This is a genomic window from Carboxylicivirga sp. (assembly GCF_982718395.1).
Genome location: NZ_CEXQWX010000079.1, coordinates 1 through 19,726 on the forward strand (window position 1 = coordinate 1; position 19,726 = coordinate 19,726).

General features: G+C 37.5%; 19 protein-coding genes. 10 read left to right on the forward strand and 9 right to left on the reverse strand.

Going from position 1 to position 19,726, the window contains the following annotated elements; translation table 11 throughout:
* The 7 genes from AC4MRQ_RS14815 to AC4MRQ_RS14845 all read left to right on the forward strand — a co-directional run.
* Positions 1-468: thiamine phosphate synthase (locus tag AC4MRQ_RS14815; RefSeq protein ID WP_491198468.1), on the forward strand; the 468-nt coding region annotated here is incomplete at its 5' end.
* Between the two features lie 3 nt (positions 469-471).
* Positions 472-1,230, forward strand: coding sequence for a hydroxymethylpyrimidine/phosphomethylpyrimidine kinase (locus AC4MRQ_RS14820; protein ID WP_491198469.1), 759 nt, complete (start codon positions 472-474; stop codon positions 1,228-1,230).
* Between the two features lie 10 nt (positions 1,231-1,240).
* Positions 1,241-1,906, forward strand: a complete 666-nt coding sequence (locus tag AC4MRQ_RS14825) for a thiamine phosphate synthase (protein WP_491198470.1) — start codon at positions 1,241-1,243, stop codon at positions 1,904-1,906.
* Positions 1,907-1,938: 32 nt separating this feature from the next.
* A complete protein-coding gene (locus AC4MRQ_RS14830) occupies positions 1,939-2,712 on the forward strand; it encodes a thiazole synthase (RefSeq protein WP_491198471.1) in 774 nt (257 codons plus the stop codon).
* Positions 2,713-2,846: 134 nt separating this feature from the next.
* Positions 2,847-3,959, forward strand: a complete 1,113-nt coding sequence (thiH, locus tag AC4MRQ_RS14835; RefSeq protein WP_491198472.1) for a 2-iminoacetate synthase ThiH — start codon at positions 2,847-2,849, stop codon at positions 3,957-3,959.
* 381 nt (positions 3,960-4,340) lie between these two features.
* Positions 4,341-6,797, forward strand: coding sequence for a TonB-dependent receptor (locus AC4MRQ_RS14840; protein ID WP_491198473.1), 2,457 nt, complete (start codon positions 4,341-4,343; stop codon positions 6,795-6,797).
* A 264-nt stretch (positions 6,798-7,061) separates the two neighbouring features.
* On the forward strand, positions 7,062-7,289 hold the full coding sequence (locus AC4MRQ_RS14845) for a hypothetical protein (protein WP_491198474.1): 228 nt from the start codon (positions 7,062-7,064) through the stop codon (positions 7,287-7,289).
* Positions 7,290-7,609: 320 nt separating this feature from the next.
* On the opposite strand, the gene AC4MRQ_RS14850 is transcribed toward AC4MRQ_RS14845, so the two are convergent.
* From AC4MRQ_RS14850 to AC4MRQ_RS14885, 8 genes are all read right to left on the reverse strand, one after another.
* Positions 7,610-7,897, reverse strand: a complete 288-nt coding sequence (locus tag AC4MRQ_RS14850; protein WP_491198475.1) for a hypothetical protein — start codon at positions 7,895-7,897, stop codon at positions 7,610-7,612.
* A 1-nt stretch (position 7,898) separates the two neighbouring features.
* Positions 7,899-8,690, reverse strand: coding sequence for a PhzF family phenazine biosynthesis protein (locus AC4MRQ_RS14855; RefSeq protein ID WP_491198476.1), 792 nt, complete (start codon positions 8,688-8,690; stop codon positions 7,899-7,901).
* Between the two features lie 244 nt (positions 8,691-8,934).
* On the reverse strand, positions 8,935-9,636 hold the full coding sequence (locus tag AC4MRQ_RS14860; RefSeq protein ID WP_491198477.1) for a LytR/AlgR family response regulator transcription factor: 702 nt from the start codon (positions 9,634-9,636) through the stop codon (positions 8,935-8,937).
* Positions 9,626-10,633, reverse strand: coding sequence for a sensor histidine kinase (locus AC4MRQ_RS14865; RefSeq protein ID WP_491198478.1), 1,008 nt, complete (start codon positions 10,631-10,633; stop codon positions 9,626-9,628). The genes AC4MRQ_RS14860 and AC4MRQ_RS14865 overlap by 11 nt, the downstream gene beginning before the upstream one ends.
* Before the next feature lie 268 nt (positions 10,634-10,901).
* A complete protein-coding gene (locus AC4MRQ_RS14870) occupies positions 10,902-11,756 on the reverse strand; it encodes a GNAT family N-acetyltransferase (RefSeq protein ID WP_491198479.1) in 855 nt (284 codons plus the stop codon).
* Positions 11,757-11,815: 59 nt separating this feature from the next.
* On the reverse strand, positions 11,816-12,043 hold the full coding sequence (locus AC4MRQ_RS14875) for a putative signal transducing protein (protein WP_491198480.1): 228 nt from the start codon (positions 12,041-12,043) through the stop codon (positions 11,816-11,818).
* A 237-nt stretch (positions 12,044-12,280) separates the two neighbouring features.
* A complete protein-coding gene (locus AC4MRQ_RS14880) occupies positions 12,281-13,609 on the reverse strand; it encodes an SPFH domain-containing protein (protein WP_491198481.1) in 1,329 nt (442 codons plus the stop codon).
* A gap of 194 nt (positions 13,610-13,803) precedes the next feature.
* On the reverse strand, positions 13,804-15,939 hold the full coding sequence (locus AC4MRQ_RS14885; RefSeq protein WP_491198482.1) for a glycoside hydrolase family 97 protein: 2,136 nt from the start codon (positions 15,937-15,939) through the stop codon (positions 13,804-13,806).
* Positions 15,940-16,250: 311 nt separating this feature from the next.
* Between AC4MRQ_RS14885 and AC4MRQ_RS14890 the strand changes: the two genes are divergently transcribed.
* The 3 genes from AC4MRQ_RS14890 to AC4MRQ_RS14900 are packed head-to-tail and all read left to right on the forward strand — an operon-like array spanning position 16,251 to position 18,499.
* On the forward strand, positions 16,251-16,931 hold the full coding sequence (locus AC4MRQ_RS14890) for a hypothetical protein (protein ID WP_491198483.1): 681 nt from the start codon (positions 16,251-16,253) through the stop codon (positions 16,929-16,931).
* 2 nt (positions 16,932-16,933) lie between these two features.
* Positions 16,934-17,716 carry a patatin-like phospholipase family protein gene (locus tag AC4MRQ_RS14895; RefSeq protein ID WP_491198484.1) on the forward strand — a complete coding sequence of 261 codons (783 nt, stop codon included), beginning with the start codon at positions 16,934-16,936 and terminating at the stop codon, positions 17,714-17,716.
* A gap of 18 nt (positions 17,717-17,734) precedes the next feature.
* Positions 17,735-18,499, forward strand: coding sequence for a TIGR00266 family protein (locus AC4MRQ_RS14900; protein WP_491198485.1), 765 nt, complete (start codon positions 17,735-17,737; stop codon positions 18,497-18,499).
* A 110-nt stretch (positions 18,500-18,609) separates the two neighbouring features.
* On the opposite strand, the gene AC4MRQ_RS14905 is transcribed toward AC4MRQ_RS14900, so the two are convergent.
* Entirely contained in the window at positions 18,610-19,500 is an 891-nt protein-coding gene (locus AC4MRQ_RS14905) for a hypothetical protein (protein ID WP_491198486.1), read from the reverse strand.
* Positions 19,501-19,726 lie beyond the last annotated feature (226 nt).

Below are 19,726 nucleotides of genomic sequence, written 5' to 3' on the forward strand. Positions count from 1 at the left end.
TCTATAGATACTCAATATCATAAACGCATAGTTGTTCATAGTCATTTAGCAATTGTTGAACCTAAAGATTTGCGAGGCGTTCATTTTACCTCGTATAATCGACATCTAATTGATGACTATAGCAATAAAGCATTGCCTAAGAGCATATCTGTTCATTCGATGAGTGAGTTGATAAATTTGAGTGAGTCTTTTAACTATGCGCTGTTGAGCCCGGTATTTGAAAGTATTTCGAAAGAGGGATATGGCCCGGCCATTGACCAAGCGGTACTAAAGAATTATTTAGAAAAAAATCATGAAGTGCCTGTATTAGCTTTAGGTGGTATAGATCATAAAAATGTGGACGTAGCACGTGACCTTGGCTTTGATGGTGTGGTTTTACACGGACACCTGTGGGCACAATTTGAAAAAGATGGTGACATTGATGGCGTTGTGGAACGCTTCAAAGAAGTCACCGACAAATGGACTTAAAAAATGAACAACAGACCTTATGTACTGAGCATTGCCGGTTTTGACCCGAGCAGTGGCGCAGGAATTACAAGTGACATAAAAACATTTGAACAGCATGAGGTCTACGGCTTAGGTGTCGTTACAGCTATTACCTTTCAGAATGAAAGCCAGTTTGAAGGAGTCAGATGGTTAGCATTTGATGAGATTGAACAACAGCTGCTTTTATTAGCAAAAAAACACACACCAAAGGCCATCAAAATAGGTTTAGTTGAATCAGCTTCGATTCTGAATAAGCTACTACAATGGATAAAAAGAAACTGGCCGGAAGCAATGGTGGTATGGGATCCCATATTAAAAGCTTCTGCCGGATTTTCTTTCCACGATGAATTACATCTACAGATCAATACCCTGATCAAAGACAAAGTCGATCTTTTAACTCCTAACCTTCTCGAGTTTGAAAGACTTTTTGCCGATCAATCTCCTCAATACCTGGTCGACTTGCTTCAATCATCAATTCTAATAAAAGGCGGTCATCAAAATGGCCAGGAAGTGTGCGATGAATTGTATTCAGCCAATGTTGAGGTATTTCGTGTTAAGTCTCAGAAAATAAAGGGTGACCTGCAAAAACACGGTACAGGTTGCATTCTTTCATCCGCAATTGCAGCTGAACTAGCTTTAGGAAGTTCACTTCAATCAGCCTGTTCAAAAGCTCATTTCTATGTCAAAAAAATTATAGGCAGCAATAACTCTTTGTTGGGCTACCACCATAACCTGATCAACTAATTAAGCTGTTATGAATAAAAAAAATATATCGCGTCTGCACTTCATTACTTCTCCATCAAAGCATAGCTATTTAGAGCAAATAAAAGCTGTTGTGCTTGGTGGTGGTAATTGGGTACAATTACGTATTAAGGATGCTTCTGTTGAAAAAATAGAACAATTAGCTGTTGAAGCTATGAGCTACTGTATGGATAACGGTGCTACCTTTATAATAAATGACCATGTAGAGATTGCAGCTAAAATTGGAGCCGATGGAGTACATCTTGGTAAAAATGATATGTCACCAGATCAAGCCCGTGAAATATTAGGCCCTCAAGCTATTATTGGAGGAACAGCCAACACCTTTGAAGATATTCAATCTTTAGTAAATATGGGTGTTGATTACATTGGGCTAGGACCCTTTCGTTTTACGGAGACTAAAAAGAACTTAAGCCCAATTTTAGGTACCAAAGGGTACCAATCTATTATAGATCAATGTAAGGATGCAGGCATATCAATTCCAATCATTGCTATTGGAGGTATTGTACCTGATGATTTCCGGGAACTTTTTAAGACTGGTATTCATGGCATTGCGATTTCATCATATATTTCACAAAATGAACAACCTGGCGCGGTAACTCTCCAACTTTTGGAAGAAATTGGTAAGTGTAGTTCAGCCAACTGGACAAAATTTCGTTAATAAATTAAGCCATCAGCTAAAAGCTAAAAAATATGACCCCACTTCAACTTGGCGATAAAACATTTCAATCGCGATTATTTACAGGAACAGGCAAATTTGCTTCCAATAACTTGATGCAGGACGCTATTGAAGTCAGCGAATCGGAATTAGTAACCGTTGCCTTGCGTCGTGTTGAAATGAATAACGCTTCGGATGATATACTTCAACACCTGAAACACGAGCGTATTAACTTGCTTCCCAATACATCTGGTGTACGAACAGCCAAAGAAGCAATTTTTGCAGCACAACTTGCTCGTGAGGCTCTTGAAACCAACTGGTTAAAACTAGAAATTCACCCTGATCCTAAATACCTTTTACCCGATCCTATTGAGACGTTAGAAGCAGCTGAAGAGTTGGTCAAGCTGGGATTTATTGTCCTTCCATATGTACAAGCCGATCCGGTTTTATGTAAGCGACTTGAAGAAGTGGGAACAGCAGCCGTAATGCCGTTAGGTGCTCCAATTGGCTCCAACCAAGGTTTACAGACCAAGGAAATGTTGCGGATCATTATTGAGCAAAGCCAGGTACCTGTCGTAGTAGATGCCGGTATTGGTGCACCATCACATGCCGCCGATGCCATGGAAATGGGTGCTGATGCGGTATTGGTTAACACTGCCATTGCAGTTTCGCCTAATCCGGTAGAGATGGGTAAAGCCTTTAAGTTGGCAGTTGAAGCAGGACGTATGGCTTATGAAGCTAAACTGGCTACTCAATCAATGGGCGCTGAGGCATCCAGTCCGTTGACAGCTTTTTTGGATGAATTGTAGTAACAACTGCTAATAATTTGCATGGTGGTTCAATCCCCCTAAAGGGATATACTTAAAAGAATATTATATCCATATTCTCCTTCTCTAAGGGGAAATGGTTAAAACATTGAAATCAGGCTTCGGACTTAATAGAAATGAAAACATTTGAAGAGGTACATGCTTCGCACAATTGGGAAGCTACAACGCAATCAATATATAGCAAAACAGTTACCGATGTGGAGCTGGCTCTCTCCACAGAGAAAGCTACTTTAGAGGACTTTAAGGCATTAATCTCTCCTGCTGCAGAAGCTTACCTTGAGCAGATGGCGGTTAAAAGTCGCGCCATCACCCAACGTCGTTTTGGAAAAACTATACAATTGTACATTCCTTTGTATCTTTCAAATGCATGCGCCAATGCTTGTGCTTATTGTGGCTTTAGTCATGATAATGACATTAATCGTATCACGCTTGATAATGAGCAAGTGCTGCTGGAAATTGAGGTCATCAAGAACATGGGTTTCCAACATTTATTGTTGGTAACCGGTGAGCATCCAAAAGATTGTGGTTATAATTACCTGAAAGAAATCGTAGAATTGGTTAAGCCTCATTTCCCTTCTGTTTCCATAGAAGTGCAACCTATGAAGCAAGAGGAGTATGAAGGGTTGATCCAATTGGGATTACATACTGTGTATGTCTACCAGGAAACATACAACAAGACCAATTACAAGGCTTATCATCCGCGTGGTAAGAAATCTGACTTTTCATACCGCTTAGCTACTCCTGAACGATTGGGGAAAGCACAAATCCATAAAATTGGTATTGGTTGCTTATTAGGCCTGGAAGACTGGCGCACCGACTCCTTCTTTACAGCTTTGCACCTTGATTATCTGGAAAAAAGCTATTGGCGAACAAAATACAGCATCTCCTTCCCTCGCCTGCGCCCACACGTTGGCTCTTTTCAACCCAATGTGGAAGTTACAGATAAGCAACTGGCCCAGTTGATTATGGCCTACCGGATTTTTAATCCCGACGTGGATTTATCCTTATCGACCCGCGAGAGTAAAAAATTCAGGAACCATATGTTGCAATTAGGTGTGACTGCCATGAGTGCCGGTTCAAAGACGGAACCCGGAGGTTATGCTGTTTATAACAAGGCTCTGGAGCAATTTTCAGTGAATGACGACCGAAGCCCAGAAGCTGTTTGCCAAATGATTAAAGATGGAGGCTATGAACCGGTTTGGAAAGATTGGGACGATTGTATAGGATAAAATAATCAATAAACTATATTTTCTCAGAACAAGCGAGAATTGGTTTTCATTCTTACTCATCAGCTGATGTTTACATACTGCTTATATTCAGCAGGTGAGAATCCAAACCTAAACTCAGAGTCCAAAACCTGCAACCTTGCCTTTACATCTATTATTCAATAACTTGGCAAAAAAGAAATAACATTTGAGATAAAAAGGTCTTATTTTTCTTTGATAATAACATTCGGGTGCATACTTTTGCGCCCAATTCCAATGGGGTGCCTTAACAGGCTGAGATTATACCCTTCGAACCTGGCCGGGTAATGCCGACAAGGGAACAGAGTTATCTCCTACGACATCTCATTGCGGTATTTGTTAAACAACTTAAACTGCGTAATTAAAATGAAGAGGTTTTATGCTTTCGTGCTGGCTTCAGTGATAACACTGGGAGCTTTTGCACAATCAACTATTAACGGACATGTCACCGACGAAAATGGTGAGGCACTGGTAGGTGTGAATGTCATTGTTCGGAATTCTTACAACGGAACCATTACTGACTCACAAGGGGCCTACAAGATCACCACCAAGACAGCTTCGCCAGAATTGGTGTTTTCTTATGTGGGTTACAAAACTCAAACAATCCAGGCAGAAGGCGGCACACTTAATGCTACCCTAACACCGGTTGCAGTGCTGACTGACGAAGTGATTGTGTCGGCAATTCGTGCCAGTAGAAATGCACCGGTTGCTACATCTGAGATGGATTCTGAAGAAATTCAACGACAGAATTTTGGTCAGGATTTACCTTTTTTACTGAATCAGATGCCGGGAGTGGTAACCAATTCTGATGCCGGTGCCGGTGTGGGATATACAGGGCTTCGGATAAGAGGAACAGACATCACCCGCATTAATGTTACGGTTAACGGTATTCCTATGAACGATGCCGAATCGCAAGGTGTTTTCTGGGTTAATATGCCCGACTTTGCAGCCTCGGTAGACAAAGTACAGGTTCAAAGAGGTGTGGGAACATCCACTAACGGAGCTGCATCTTTTGGTGCATCTGTTAACCTGAACACTCTTAATTCTGCTGCTGAAACAATGGCCTTTATTGACAACAGCTATGGTTCTTATAACACTATGAAAAATTCGGTCGCTGTGTCTACCGGGTTGCTAAAGAACAATATGGCCTTTGACGTGCGATTGTCACGTATTAATTCTGATGGTTTCACCGATCGCGCCACCTCTGACCTCAAATCCTACTATTTTTCAGGCGGTTACTATGGCGAGCAATCGACCATTAAGTTCATTACTTTCTCAGGTAAGGAAAAAACCTATCAGGCATGGAATGGTGTTCCTAAGGTAAAGCTTGAGAACGATCGTGCAGGTATGGAAAAACTGGTGATGATGGATGGTTGGACAGATGCAGAGGCTGAGAATCTATACAACTCAGATGCACGTACCTTCAATAAATACTTATACGAAAACCAAACAGACAATTACCAACAAGACCATTATCAATTGCATTTCACACATCGCCCCAATGACTTCTGGAATTTAACAGCCGCTTTGCATTATACCAAAGGTGAAGGCTATTACGAATCTTTTAAGAATGGACGCAAATTTAAAGATTACAACGTAGGCTTTGAAAGCATTAATGTTAATGGTGAGGAAATTGAGAAAACCGACTTAATTCAGCGTAAGTGGCTGGATAATCATTTCTACGGCGGGACATTCTCGGGTATTTATACCAACAACAACCTTGAGCTTATTATTGGCGGAGCCTACAATGAATATGACGGTGATCATTTTGGTAATGTAATCTGGAGCCAATACAACAACGGCATACCTCACAACCACCAGTGGTATTTTAATAATGGTAAGAAACAAGATTTTAACAGTTTTATTAAAGCTACTTGTGCCGTAATGGATAAGCTTTGGCTATACGGAGATATCCAATATCGTAACGTTGCCTATTCGATGAATGGCACTCACGATGATAATTCAGATTTAACCCAATCGTACAATTTTGACTTTGTAAATCCAAAGATGGGTATCAACTATCAACTGAATCAGCAACAGCGCATATTTGCTTCTTTTGCAGTGGCGCAGCGTGAGCCATCGAGAAGCGATTTCAGAGATGCCCCGGCAGACAGAAAACCAACACCCGAAACATTATATGATTGGGAATTAGGTTTTGAATACAACACTGATAAGGCATTTGCCAAACTTAATGCCTATTACATGCTATATAAAGATCAGCTGGTTCTAACAGGCGAAATTAATGATGTGGGTGCTGCCATTATGGTGAATGTACCGGATAGCTACCGGGCCGGTATTGAAATAGAAGGTGGAATTATCCTGACTTCAAACTTTAACTGGACCGGAAACCTGGCTTTATCAGCCAATAAAATAAAAAACTATACCGAATACGTTGACAATTGGAGCTATTGGGATGATCCCGAGAACGAACCTTATCAATATGTCACTGAGCTGGGTGAAACAGATATAGCCTTCTCGCCTGCTATCACGGCTGCCAGCCAGTTTAGCTGGGTGCCAACAAACGGACTTACAGTATCTCTTTTAAGCAAATATGTAGGCGAGCAATTTATCGACAATACCTCAAACGACAATCGTAAACTGGATGCATGGTTTGTTAACGACCTTTTAGTGAATTATGACTTTAAGATACCATCTGTCGGTGATTTTAACCTTGGGTTTAAGGTAAATAACCTGCTTGATGAAGAGTATGAATCAAATGCCTGGGTTTACCGCTATTATTATGCTGGCGAGCACGATGTGCTTGATGGCTATTTTCCACAAGCTGGTACCAACTTTATGGTTCGCTTAGGCATGAAGTTTTAATAAATGCTTAAACTAAATAGCAAAGCCCGCATCGTTTTTGGTGCGGGCTTTTATTATACCTTAGGAATCATCTATCTTGTACAACCTGAAACTAAAGTAAAACTGCATTAACTCTTCCTTACTTCTACATTAAATAAGCTGCTAATTTGTGTTCCATTGATTTCTCAAGATAATTAACCGTTAACGTTTGATTTACCTCGTACAATAATGATTTGCTTTACTTGCACTCACAAAATTAAATCAAGCAATTAATAACAACACCCAATGATTACTTCATATCTTGAGCATCAAAAAGCCATAATTAAAAACATTATTCACGACCAATCACTTATTGAAAAAGAATTATACAAATCAAGATTATGGCTTAATGATGCTGAACAAAATGCTTTATGCAACTGGCTCGAAGAAACATACCCAAATCAGTATTATGAAGTATTATGCAGTTTAGAGGAACAAAAATTCCAGATATTAATTCCGCTTAAATCTGCATAAGATAAATCGAGTTACGGATCGGATCTTTATACCCATAAAGCAAATAAAGATGTGATTAGTATTCTACAATATATATTTGATTCTTTATTGGAAAGCTGTTAAGTATCGATTGGGAAACCCATAACTATCCGTTTAGAAACCGATAACTATCGGCTGGACAATCTGTAACTACGAATGTATGTTATTCTCGTTATTCAATCTGCACCAATAACTTAAGGTCATTTTAAACGATTACTGAAGAATGGGTACTATTGTAACTAAAAATGGCAACTAAATTACCCACAATACCGAAATTACATATAGCTTTTCTCCTCTGTTGGCTATTCTTTAATTATTCTATCAAATCCGGTGTAAGGATTCAATTGCATTATCTCAAATCGAATAAGACCCTTCTGGATCAATGGAAGTGATTTTAATAATTCTAAGGCTTTTTCTTTAGACTCACATTCTAAAATAAGCACAGCATTATGACTTTCGTTGAAATAGATCTCTCTTAAATATCCCATTTGTTGTAGTTCGTGAACCCTATATGCTTCTGCCTCTAAAGTATCATTTTCATTATCCCAATCAATTCCGCTTATTTCTTTCTCAATAGCAAGTATTTTCATTTTAGTCTAAGTTTATTTTTCCAGTCATATATAATCTTGCATTACCGCCAATTTGACTTCGCTCTCCTTTGTTTACACAAATCAAACTTCCTCCCCGCTTAGATAGTTGCTTTGCAAACATTTTTTCTTTACCTAGTTGTTGCGACCATATTGGAATCAACGAAGTATGCGCCGAGCCAGTTACCGGGTCTTCATTTATTCCCGATTGTGGAGCAAAAAAACGAGAAACAAAATCTACTTCTTTGCCTTTAGAGGTTACTATCAGCCCTCTTGCTTTTAATTTGGATATTTCCAACAGGTTTGGGTTTATTTTTACAACATCATCTTCATTATCAACGACTGCTATATAATCAGTTTTTCCTTTAAATATTTTTTTAGGCTTAATCCCAATACAATTTGATATTTGCGTAAAATTATCAGCCTTCAATAAAACATCGGTTGGAAAGTCCAAAAACAAAATATCCTTTTGTAAGGACACTTTCAGTTCACCACTTTTAGTCGAAAAAAAGACAATCTCAGGTTCAGAATAATTTAAGCAATTAAACAAGACAAAAGCTGCAGCTAATGTAGCGTGACCACATAAATCAACCTCAACTGTGGGTGTGAACCATCTTATCTCAAAATAATTATCTCTTGGTACAACAAAGGCAGTTTCCGCTAAGTTGTTTTCGGCACTAATGGATTGCATTAATTCATCACTAAGCCAATCTTGTAGTATACAAACAGCAGCTGGATTCCCTGAAAATAATTTGTCGGTAAAAGTATCTACCTGGTATATATTTATTTTACTCATTTAATGAAGATATGTTTTTTATTTCTAATTGTAGCAAACGATCTCTGCATAGTGGCTTATAGGAGTTTTGTTCATATATTTTACTAATCGAATGAGGTCAAAGCATTGTGTTTTACTTTTAGCTATCAGTTAAAACCAAACCTGGTATTTGGCGTTGTTCACCTTTGTTGAGAATTTGCAAATTGCTCTGTGTCCTTTGTTAATTCAACTTTGTGTCAGCACACATACTCTATTCATTATTTGCTTATATCAGTATCTTTCGCTCCTTTAATATCCCATAAAATTTGTCTTTATAACTATCTGAAATCGGTATCAAATCGCTTCCTATCCGGATTCTATTTCTTTCAATATTCTCAATTTTAGAAATCGACACAATATATGAGTTATGAACCCTTTGAAAATCAGTTTGCGGTAATATTTCCAATAAGTTCTTGAATGTTTGCAAAGTCATGATCTTTCTATTGGTTGTATGAATCTGCAAATAATCCTTCATCCCTTGAATAAAAAGAATATCCTTGATCTCAATTTTCTCAATACGATATTCTGTTTTTACAAAAACATATTCATTTGACTTATTACTCTCTATGTCTTCTAGTTGATTATAAACCTTATCAACTGACTTTAAAAACCGCTCAAATGTGAACGGCTTTAACAGATAATCTGCAACATCTAATTCATATCCTTTAAGTGCATACTCATCATATGCAGAAGTAATTATCACTTTTGGCTTGACTTGTATGGATTCCAAAAACTGTATCCCTGATAATTTCTTCATCCTGATGTCAAGGAATATTAAATCAACGGAATTTTTCTTTAGAAATCCAATTGCATCAATTGCATTGTTAAATCCTTCCAGTAAATTCAGGAAATCAACCTGCTCAATAAACTCCTTAATCTTTTTTAAGGCAAGAGGTTCGTCTTCTATGGCTATACAATTAATTTTCATTGAGTTCTAATTCCAAATTTACTCTAAAAACAGAATCCTTTGAATCAATCATTAGTTTGTGTTTATTCTTGTAAATCAATTCCAATCGTTTTTTGACCGTATCTAAGCCAATCCCATGAACTTTGTCTTTTTCAGTCTCAGATTTATCAAACTGATTTGAACAAGTAAAAATTAGTTTTTCGTTCTCTATCGTAATCTTAATAATTATTCCATTCTCAATGCTCGAATCAACGCAATGTTTAAAAGCATTCTCGACAAAAGGAATCATAATCATTGGAGCAATCTTTATCCCTTTTGAATTACCACTTATCGTGAAATTAAGAAACTTTTCATTTTTAAGTCTAAGTCTTTCAAGAGATAAGTAGCTTTCTAAATGTTCAATCTCTTTAGATAATTCAACAAATTCCAATTGGGCATCTTTTAGCATGTATCGCATTATATCTGAAAGTTTTACCAACGATTTCGATGCTTTATCCTGATTGTCATGAATAAGAGTGTCAATATTATGCAGAGTGTTGAATAAGAAGTGTGGATTGATTTGAGAACGGAGTAATGCGAAATTACTCTCATAATTTTTACGTTCAAGTTCTATTTTTAATCTATTCTTCTTAAACCAATCAGTGAAGAATTGAAATAAGCCTCCTAAAAAACCAAATAGCAGTATAACTACTACAGTCATTAAGGCATCCATATGCTTGTATGTGTTATTGCCTCCCCAAATTGCATGGCCAATGTAAAATGGTATAATTAACAAAAGTGGATAAACCAGGTATTTTACATTTTTTATTATCAATTTGGTGTAAAAGAAAAAGATATAAAATGGAACCGAAAGCATACCTACAGCAAGTGCGGCACTCTTGTATGCAGCCCAGTTTGTAAGTGGACTATAATTTTCAGAAGGCAATAGCATTGGCATCAAGTTCATAATTGTAAAGATTAGAAACCAAATCATTAACCAAAATCCAAAGTGTGATAAAATAACAACTGACCTTTTCATTTTTCTAATTTTTAGTTAAACATTAGTTTAAAAGTCAGTTTTTACACATTGCTTAAAAAATCCATTATATCCCTGCTGAGATTTTATCGACACTTTCACTTTTTCAATCTATTCTTTTAGTTGCTGAATCGCTCCTTGTATGTACGCGAATTCTATTATCACAAATGTGTAATTACACTTTCCCGTATTTTTCTTCACGATGGTAAGGAAGATAAAACATTGGTACAAAAGACAAGCATACAGATTTTAAATTGATATCACTCGTTTTTTATAATACTCGAATCATCTCAAACTGCTTACCCGAAACATCCATGTTCTGCACAGTTAAAAAACGAGTGACGGATGAACACTCAAGTTGTGTATTGATACACTTCAGTTCTTGGTGTTTATTATATGTCATGGTTTCTTTTAGCAATAGAGTTCCAATGCCCTTTCGACGATGTAGTTTGTTAACGGCTATTTGTGTAATATCACCTGATTGGGGTTCAAAAACACAGTAACCAACCAAGTCTTTCTTATAAAAGACACCCAAAAAGCGGAAGGTGTCAATACGCCGTTCAATGGATTCAAGGCTATTTTGCCACGATGGCACAAAATCGCAAAAATGAACATGCTCTTTTACCTGATCAAATGAAATACTGCTAATGCTATAATCCGGTTTAAGCTTCTTGGGTATTAACTGTATACTATCCTGTCTCTTAACAAAGTAGTTGAATTCGCGCTCCACATTAAAACCTAATTTTTGATACACAGAAATTGCCTTATCATTATGTTGTAATACTTCAAGCAGGTACTGCTTTACATCAGCTTCTTTTAAATATGGAATGGAGTATTCGAATATCCGAGTAGCTAAACCTTTGCCCCGATAGGCCTCAATTGTTCCAGTACCTGTATCGTATGCCGTTCTAATGCCATTATGGTTTCCTATTCCATTAAAAGTGAAAGCCACCAAGTCTTCATTATCAAAGGCACCAAATGATAATTCGGCTACAAAGCCCCTTCTTTGCAACATTTCGAATAGTTCGCTTTGATTCACTTGAATCTCATAGTCTTTAAAGGCTGCTGAAAAAGCACTATAAAGCGTTTCATTTGAAATACCTTCCAACAATTTTATAGAGATCATGATAATCTTTTAAAATGGATTGAACACATATTAAACTCTAATCGACCACTATCTATGACTTAACTCTTCTTGAATTCCTCAACCCAATACAAGGCTTTTTCTTTATCCTCCTCCTTAACAAATACATCGGCTCCATCTAAAGTGTGGTGTGGAGCAATCATACCTATTAACTGATTTTTCATGGTCGCCTCTACCCCATTATCATTCAAAATCTGGCAAAGCATTTCCACTTCCATTGGTGTTCCGTTGAATACTGATACTAATTTTGTGTTATCATTCGATGTCATAGCTGTAAGTTTTAAGTTATGCTTTTAAGATAGGAAAAATATTTCAATGTATTCCCCTTAGTCTTTAGACAGCTTCCCAGGTGGAGCATTGATTACTATGATGCAAATCATCTTCCCCTTGGGGAAGTGCCTATAAGGCGACAGGGAAATCGTCCTGACAGATAGCCTAACTTGTTCGAACTGCATAAAAAAGCCTCCCTTGAAAATTCAAAGGAGACCTTACTGAATCAAATTTTATTAATTGCCTTTACTGTTTTGTAATTGCTTCGCCATAGCTGCTCCAATTAGACTTTCTAATGGTGTTCCTCCTTTCGAGTCTCCACCCATTATCATAGTTTCAGGAAATTTAATTTTAGCAATCTCTGCTGCAACCTTTACGTCGCGGTCTAACTCCATGGCCAATTTAACTTCAGGTGTAATACCAGCGTGTACTTTCTTTGAAATCTCATAAGCTTCAGCGTCTGCTGTTACCTTTTTCTTTTGCGCGTTTAAACGCTCTGTTTCCAAAGCTATTGCAGCCAGCTTTTTATTGGTTTCCTCTTGCTTAAGCTTGGTTTCAATGGCAATCAGAGCCTTTACCTGCTCCTTTTCCTGATTCACACGTTCTTCAGCCTTGTCACGCTCACCTTGTGCTACAATACGCTGCTGCTCAGCTTTAGCTGTCTCTATCATCTGCTGCTCTAACTGTCGCTTAGCCGATTCATCGCGCTGCGCTTCTAATCGTTGCTTAAACGTAGCCTCCAGATCAATCTTATCAACAATAACCTGGGATACAATGATATTATTCTCTGATAACTCATGTGGAATACGTTTCGGAATCCCATTCTCAAGAATCTTTTCTACTATATACCTTGTCTGAATCTCCTTGATAGTTCGATCCCTCTCGGTCATATTTATCTCATTAAATAAAGTATCCTTTACCTCTAATTTATTAACTGCATAGGTTCCTTCTTTTAATTGTTCTTCAAAAGTTTGGCGGAATGATTGTGCTTCACCTGAAATATAGTTTTGCGCGGCAAACATATAACCGGTGTTAATTAACTGCTCACGTACTGTTGGAATAATCGTATTATTCACAAGGTTACTCATTGTTCGATACTTAACGGCAAGTTTAATAAATGAAGGGCTATCTTCGGGTAATTGAAAGCGTAAAGATACATGTCCCTTAGCTGTTACCTGATCGATAAAACGAACTGGAATGGGTTGCATAACACCTTCTAATTCTTCAAGATCCGACTCGGTTTGATTACTCACCACTTTAACGTCAATGTACTTTTGCCACTTATCAAGCTTTGTTCCTGGCATCATTATCTTAATACCTTGCTCCATTACAGCACTCATATGTCCTGTAGGTGAAACTAATAAATAGTTAAAACCTCTATCGGCAAAGAAAAACATCGAGTTAAGCAACATTAAAACACCCCCGCCGATTAAGAGAATAATGCCATGCATTTTTGTAATTCCTTTTAATACCGCAGGCAGTTTACTATTTTGTTTTTCGAGTTTGGAAATAACAAAGGCGACAATACCTGCCACCGCAACCATGAATCCTAGAAATGTAATCATAGATGAATTAATTAAGTTTAAAGAATGTTCATTTTGATCCTCTAAACTTATTATTATCCGTAAAAACAACAAACGATATAACTGATGTATTTTATAAACGGTCGAATTATTTAGATAAAAGGTGCGTAACAGCAGCAACAAAAAAGCCTCCTTCGAATATTCAAAGGAGGCCGCATACAATTAATTAAGTGACACTATAGTCGCTTTAACCCTTTGGTTTCAGCTTTATCTTTGGCTTCAATAATGCTAATGGCATAACCTCCGCCAGCAGCACATTGTTGTGATAATTTTGACTTGCTGGTTACCACATATTTCCTAATCTCATAGGCTTTAGAATTAGTCTCCCAATGAGCATCTTTAGCATCAGCATAAACAGTTGCTATGTACTTTTTCCCTGGTGTCAGGAAATCAAATTTGATTTTTGATGTGCGCACCTGATCATCATTAGTACGACCAATAAACCAGCTACTACTTCCTTTTTCCTTACGGGCAAATGTTATATAATCACCTGGCTCGGCCTCAAGTACTTTGGTATCGTCCCAATCGATGGCTACATCTTTAATAAACTGGAAAGCATCCATATGCTTGGCATATGTCTCCGGCAAATCTGCTGCCATTTGCAGTGGACTGTACATGGTCACATACAATGCCAATTGTCTTGCAATGGTTGTACGTACTCTTGATCCGTTGTTAGGATTATACTGGCTTACATCAGGTTCAAAAATACCTGGAGTGTAATCCATCGGACCTCCGATCAAACGTGTGAAAGGCAAGATAGTAGTATGATTAACATTATTTCCTCCAAAAGCTTCGTACTCTGTTCCGCGGGCACTCTCGTTACCAATCAGATTTGGGTAAGTGCGACATAGTCCTGTCGGACGTACAGCTTCATGAGCATTCACCATCACTTTATATTCAGCTGCTTTTTCAAGAGCATATTGATAATGGTTCACCAGCCATTGCCCATAATGGTATTCACCTCTCGGAATAATATCGCCTACATAACCACTCTTAACCGAATTGTAATTGTTATCAGCCATAAACTGGTAAGCTTTATCCATATGACGCTCATAGTTTCGAACCGATCCTGAAGTTTCATGATGCATCATTAGACGCACACCTTTGCTTTTGGCGTAATCACGTAACATTTCTACATCAAAATCAGGATAAGGTGTTACAAAATCAAACACATAATCCTTTGACTTACCAAACCAGTCTTCCCAACCTTCGTTCCAACCTTCAACCAAGACAGCATCGAAGCCATGCTCGGCGGCAAAGTCAATGTAACGCTTTACTTTTGTATTATTGGCCGAATGCGTATCATTTGGAGTAGTCTTTGAATAATCAGTCTGTCCCAACTTAACACTTGGCAAATCAGTATAAGCCCATGAACCTTTTCCTGTAATCATCTCCCACCAAACTCCAATATATTTAACAGGTTCAATCCATGTTACATCATCATATGCACATGGTTCGTTCAAGTTCAATGTTATGTTCGACATCAGGATATCTGCTGCATTATCGCTTACAATTACAGTTCTCCAAGGAGATGTACAAGGTGTCTGCATATATCCTTTGTCTCCGCGTGCATCTGGTGTTAGGTGTGATTCAAATATCAAATTTTTATCATCCAGATTCAGGTGCATACACGAATAATCTATCAAAGCTGCCTCATGAAGATTAATGTACAAGCCATCATCGCTTTTCATCATCAAAGCAGTTTGAACACCAGTTTCAGAAAAAGGTGTTTGTGATGCATTAGGTGTAATGGCCTTATCCATTAGTGAGCGTATCTCACTCAGTTTTGATTCGGTATAATCATATTCTTGTGTATCATAGTCTCCGGGAATCCAGAATGCGTTATGATCGCCTGCCATAGTAAACTGAGTACGTTCTTCTTTAATGACAAAATAAGTTAGTTTGTCCTGCTCAGGAAACTCATATCGAAAGCCCAGCCCATCATTAAATAAACGAAATCGAACAAGCATAACATGCTCCGTACCATCCTGCACAAGTGTTACAGCTAACTCATTATAATGGTTACGAATCTCTTTCCATTCGCCCCATACAGGTTGCCATGTTTCATCAAATGAACTTGTCTCTGCATTTGTTAATTGAAATTCACCGATCAGGTCATGTGCATCTTTCAGCTCAAGCCCAAGTTTGCTCTCTTTAATAACTGCCTTGTCATCATAACTCAATTGGTAAACAGGCACGCCATCTTTAATTTCAAACTCCATCAACAACCGACCATCAGGTGATTTAAGTTCCTCGGCTCCAACCGATAAAACTACACCTAAAAGCAAATAAACTAATAATAACTTCTTCATAATCTGTACCTTTTCTAACGCTATATATCCTGATAATTTGCAAAACTCCAAAGTTAGACAGAAATCAGGCATTTTGCTTTTTACAGACAATCACAGTGAATATCAAATCTGTTATTAACGACAATCACATTTACAATATACCACTGTATATCAACCACTTTCAAAACACTCATCATTATCATGATGAGATAGCAAGAGATCATAGATTTTTCGAAAAGCATATCAACAAACGTTTGCAAAAAGTCTTTGTCAGCGCTAGTATCATGCACCCTTCAATGATTTTTTTATCTTTAAGCATAAAATAACGTACAATGAAACATCTATTAGCATTAACCATTTTACTTTCATCGTTAAGTACAATTGCGTCATCGCAAACCATTAAGGCCATTACTCAACATGGTGAAACGGTGGTATTATATGAGAATGGTACCTGGAAATACGAAAAAGATATTCGTTCAGAACAGGCAACTAAACCTGAAATGAGCTCTCCTGTGCAAGAAGCTATTGTTGCACCTTCAGTAAGTAATATTGGCATTGACAACACAAAAGAGGCAAGCTCTGAAAAAGTTGAAGTTTTTAATGCTGTAAGTAAAAAACTATCACGTTTCTTTGGTGAAGAAAAGGGACGCGTGAGATGTTCTGCGACAGCAACAAACACAAAGGGTATTATTAGTTTTGATTTTGAGTTTATGATGCCGGTTGGAGATGCAAATCGTTATTTTGGTTATTCTGCTTTAGATCGCCAGGTGACATTTCAATTGACTGATGGAAATTCTATTAGTGCAACATTTACTAATAACATCGAAGAGAAGTTTATCGAAAAATGGAATGTTTCATATTACAAGGCAGGTATTACCTTAAGCAAGGAGGATGTTATGAAACTTCTGCAGAACAATACTATGCGAATTACCATCGACTGGAAAAAAACAGAAGAAGAATACATTGTAGATGATGTTGAAGCCCTTAAGCAAATTCTTATTGAAGTAATTTAACAATGGAACTGGGTAAAGTTGGATTAGCTTTAGGAGGCGGTGGTGCCAAAGGTTTTGCGCACATTGGCGTAATTAAAGTTTTGGAGGAATATCAGATTCCGATTGATAAAATTTCAGGTACAAGTATGGGAGCCATTGTCGGATCATTGCTTTCGGCAGGCTATTCATCCAACGATATGTTACGATTTCTGAAGAAAGAAAAAGTTTGGAACTGGTTTAATATTGATTTACTGAAAGGTGGATTGGTTAATTTAAAAGGAGCCAAAGAAGCACTTCAGAAGTATATTGGACACGACGAATTCTCAAAACTTAAGAAACCATTCTTTGTCACAGCCAGTAACCTAAATACAGGCCGGGTAAAGGTTATCAGCGAAGGAAATCAGCTATTTGATTGGGTAATAGCCAGCAGCAGTGTTCCGGTAGCATTTACTCCCCAGGAAATAAACGGTAACACTTATGTCGATGGTGGATTATTTATGAACCTGCCTTCGGAGCCATTAATGTTTGATTGCGATCTGGTTATAGGTTCCAGTGTGGTTGTCGACAAAAGGGTTGAAAAAGTGAAGAATGCCAAAGATGTGGCCGAGCGCGTTTTTAATCTCTCAATTATTCAAAATGAAAGGATCAGCAAGCTCCATTGCGATCATTGTTTTGAAATAAAAAAACTAAATAAATACTCGATGTGGGATTTCCATAAATTTGATGAAATCGTGGAAATAGGTTATACCTTGGCTAAGAAAAAGATAGAAAATGATTTCTTACCTCAATTCATCGAACAACAATAACTAAACACAACAAACCAAATGAATTCACACGAAATTGATTATGAAATTAAAGGGCATGATGTCCAGTTTGTAGAAGTAGAATTAGATCCACATGAAACAGTGATTGCCGAAGCCGGAGCTATGCTGTATATGGAAGATGGCATTCAGTTTGAAACAAAAATGGGTGATGGTTCTAATCCATCTCAAGGTTTTCTGGGTAAACTGGCTTCCGGAGCCTCTCGATTAATTACCGGCGAATCTCTGTTTATCACACATTTTACACATCGTGGCCATGGCAAAAAGCGTGTTGCCTTTTCTGCTCCTTATCCCGGAACGATTGTTCCTTTGGATTTAAGCAAGCTTGGTGGACGTGTTATTGTGCAAAAGGACGCTTTTTTGTGTGCTGCGTTAGGCACTCGCATATCAATGCATTTTAACAAACGCATTAGAGCCGGTTTCTTTGGTGGTGAAGGGTTTATCCTTCAAAAGTTAGAAGGTGACGGAAAAGCTTTTATCCATGCTGGAGGTACATTGGTTGAAAAAGAACTGAACGGAGAAACATTACGAGTTGATACGGGCTGTGTTGTTGGCTTTACAGAGGGTATTGATTTTAGCATTGAACGAGCCGGTGGACTAAAATCAATGGTTTTTGGTGGTGAAGGATTGTTTCTTTCGACCTTACGTGGTACTGGTAAAGTTTGGTTACAATCAATGCCAATTAACAAATTAATTCAGGCTATATCACCTATGGGTAAAAACACAAATAAGGAAAGTGGTGGTTTGCTGAATGAGTTATTCGAGTAGATAATATAACGAGCAGTGCACTCATGAAGTGCACTGTTTCTTTATACTTTTTTAAAACTCTCCGAGCGTTATTCGTTAGCGACAAATGCAACGAGTATATAAAACTCCAATCATTTGTAAGCCAGTTTACCTTGTTTGTACTTTTTTCTTTCCCTCTTTGTCATTTCTTTCGCAATTATATCCTCAGGATGAACAACCTTACTGTCAATAAATTCGTGTCCAAAATTATCTGCAATACCATTTTCTTTGATAAATAAAATCGGTAAACCATTAATCCGTCCTTCAGCTTCAAAAGAGCACAAATGAATCCTTAGATAACTTTTTTCATTAATCACTCCAATTGCCTGTCCCGGATAAACTGTTTGATTAAGATCGATTAATGGTTGAGTTGCATCAATATTCTCATACACCATCACCGTACCATCTTTATGCATTATCTCAATAGATTTCGTTTTTGATATTCGATCTTCCTCATGAAACATCTGCGAACTTGCAGCAACATAACCTTTACGCATACAGTAAATCGTATCTCCTTCAGAAACGTTAAAATGATTAATCAGATAAATACTGGAATTTGGATTCATTTTATAAGGCGTTATTACATAACCTGGCTTTAGCGGAAATAAGTATGGATACGTCATATTGACGTCACTGTTCAATTGTCCAAAATAGTATCGCCACTTAAGTTGATAATCATAACGCTGATCCTGCTCACGGATAGTTAAAGTTGCGATACGACATCTCCCCGGATAAACCAATTCCTTAACAGTACGTTTATCCGTCGTCACATTAACAAGGCTTCCAAACTCCGCTTCAACAATATAAGGGTAGTTTGATCTGTTTTCGGCATAAAATAAGATATCATTACCGTTCTTTTGTGAGTTTATCTTTATTGGGTTATCAATTCTTGATGCGAAATAGGTAATTGTTTTCAATTCCTCATATTGAGCATTTACTATGTTCCCAATAAAAATCAGGCACAACAAATAATATCTCTTCATAAATCCTGGTGAATAAATACATAATAATCAACTCAAATATATACAATTATTGTAATACATATTTAATGAAAACAAAAACTCAATAACAATGTATCAGAAGGCCACTTAACACAAGTGGCCACTAAAAATCAAACACATACAACTGATCTACAATCCAGAGCATTTCAACTAATTATTTAGTAGATAATGACTCATTCAGCTTTTATATTCATTATAAATACTTATC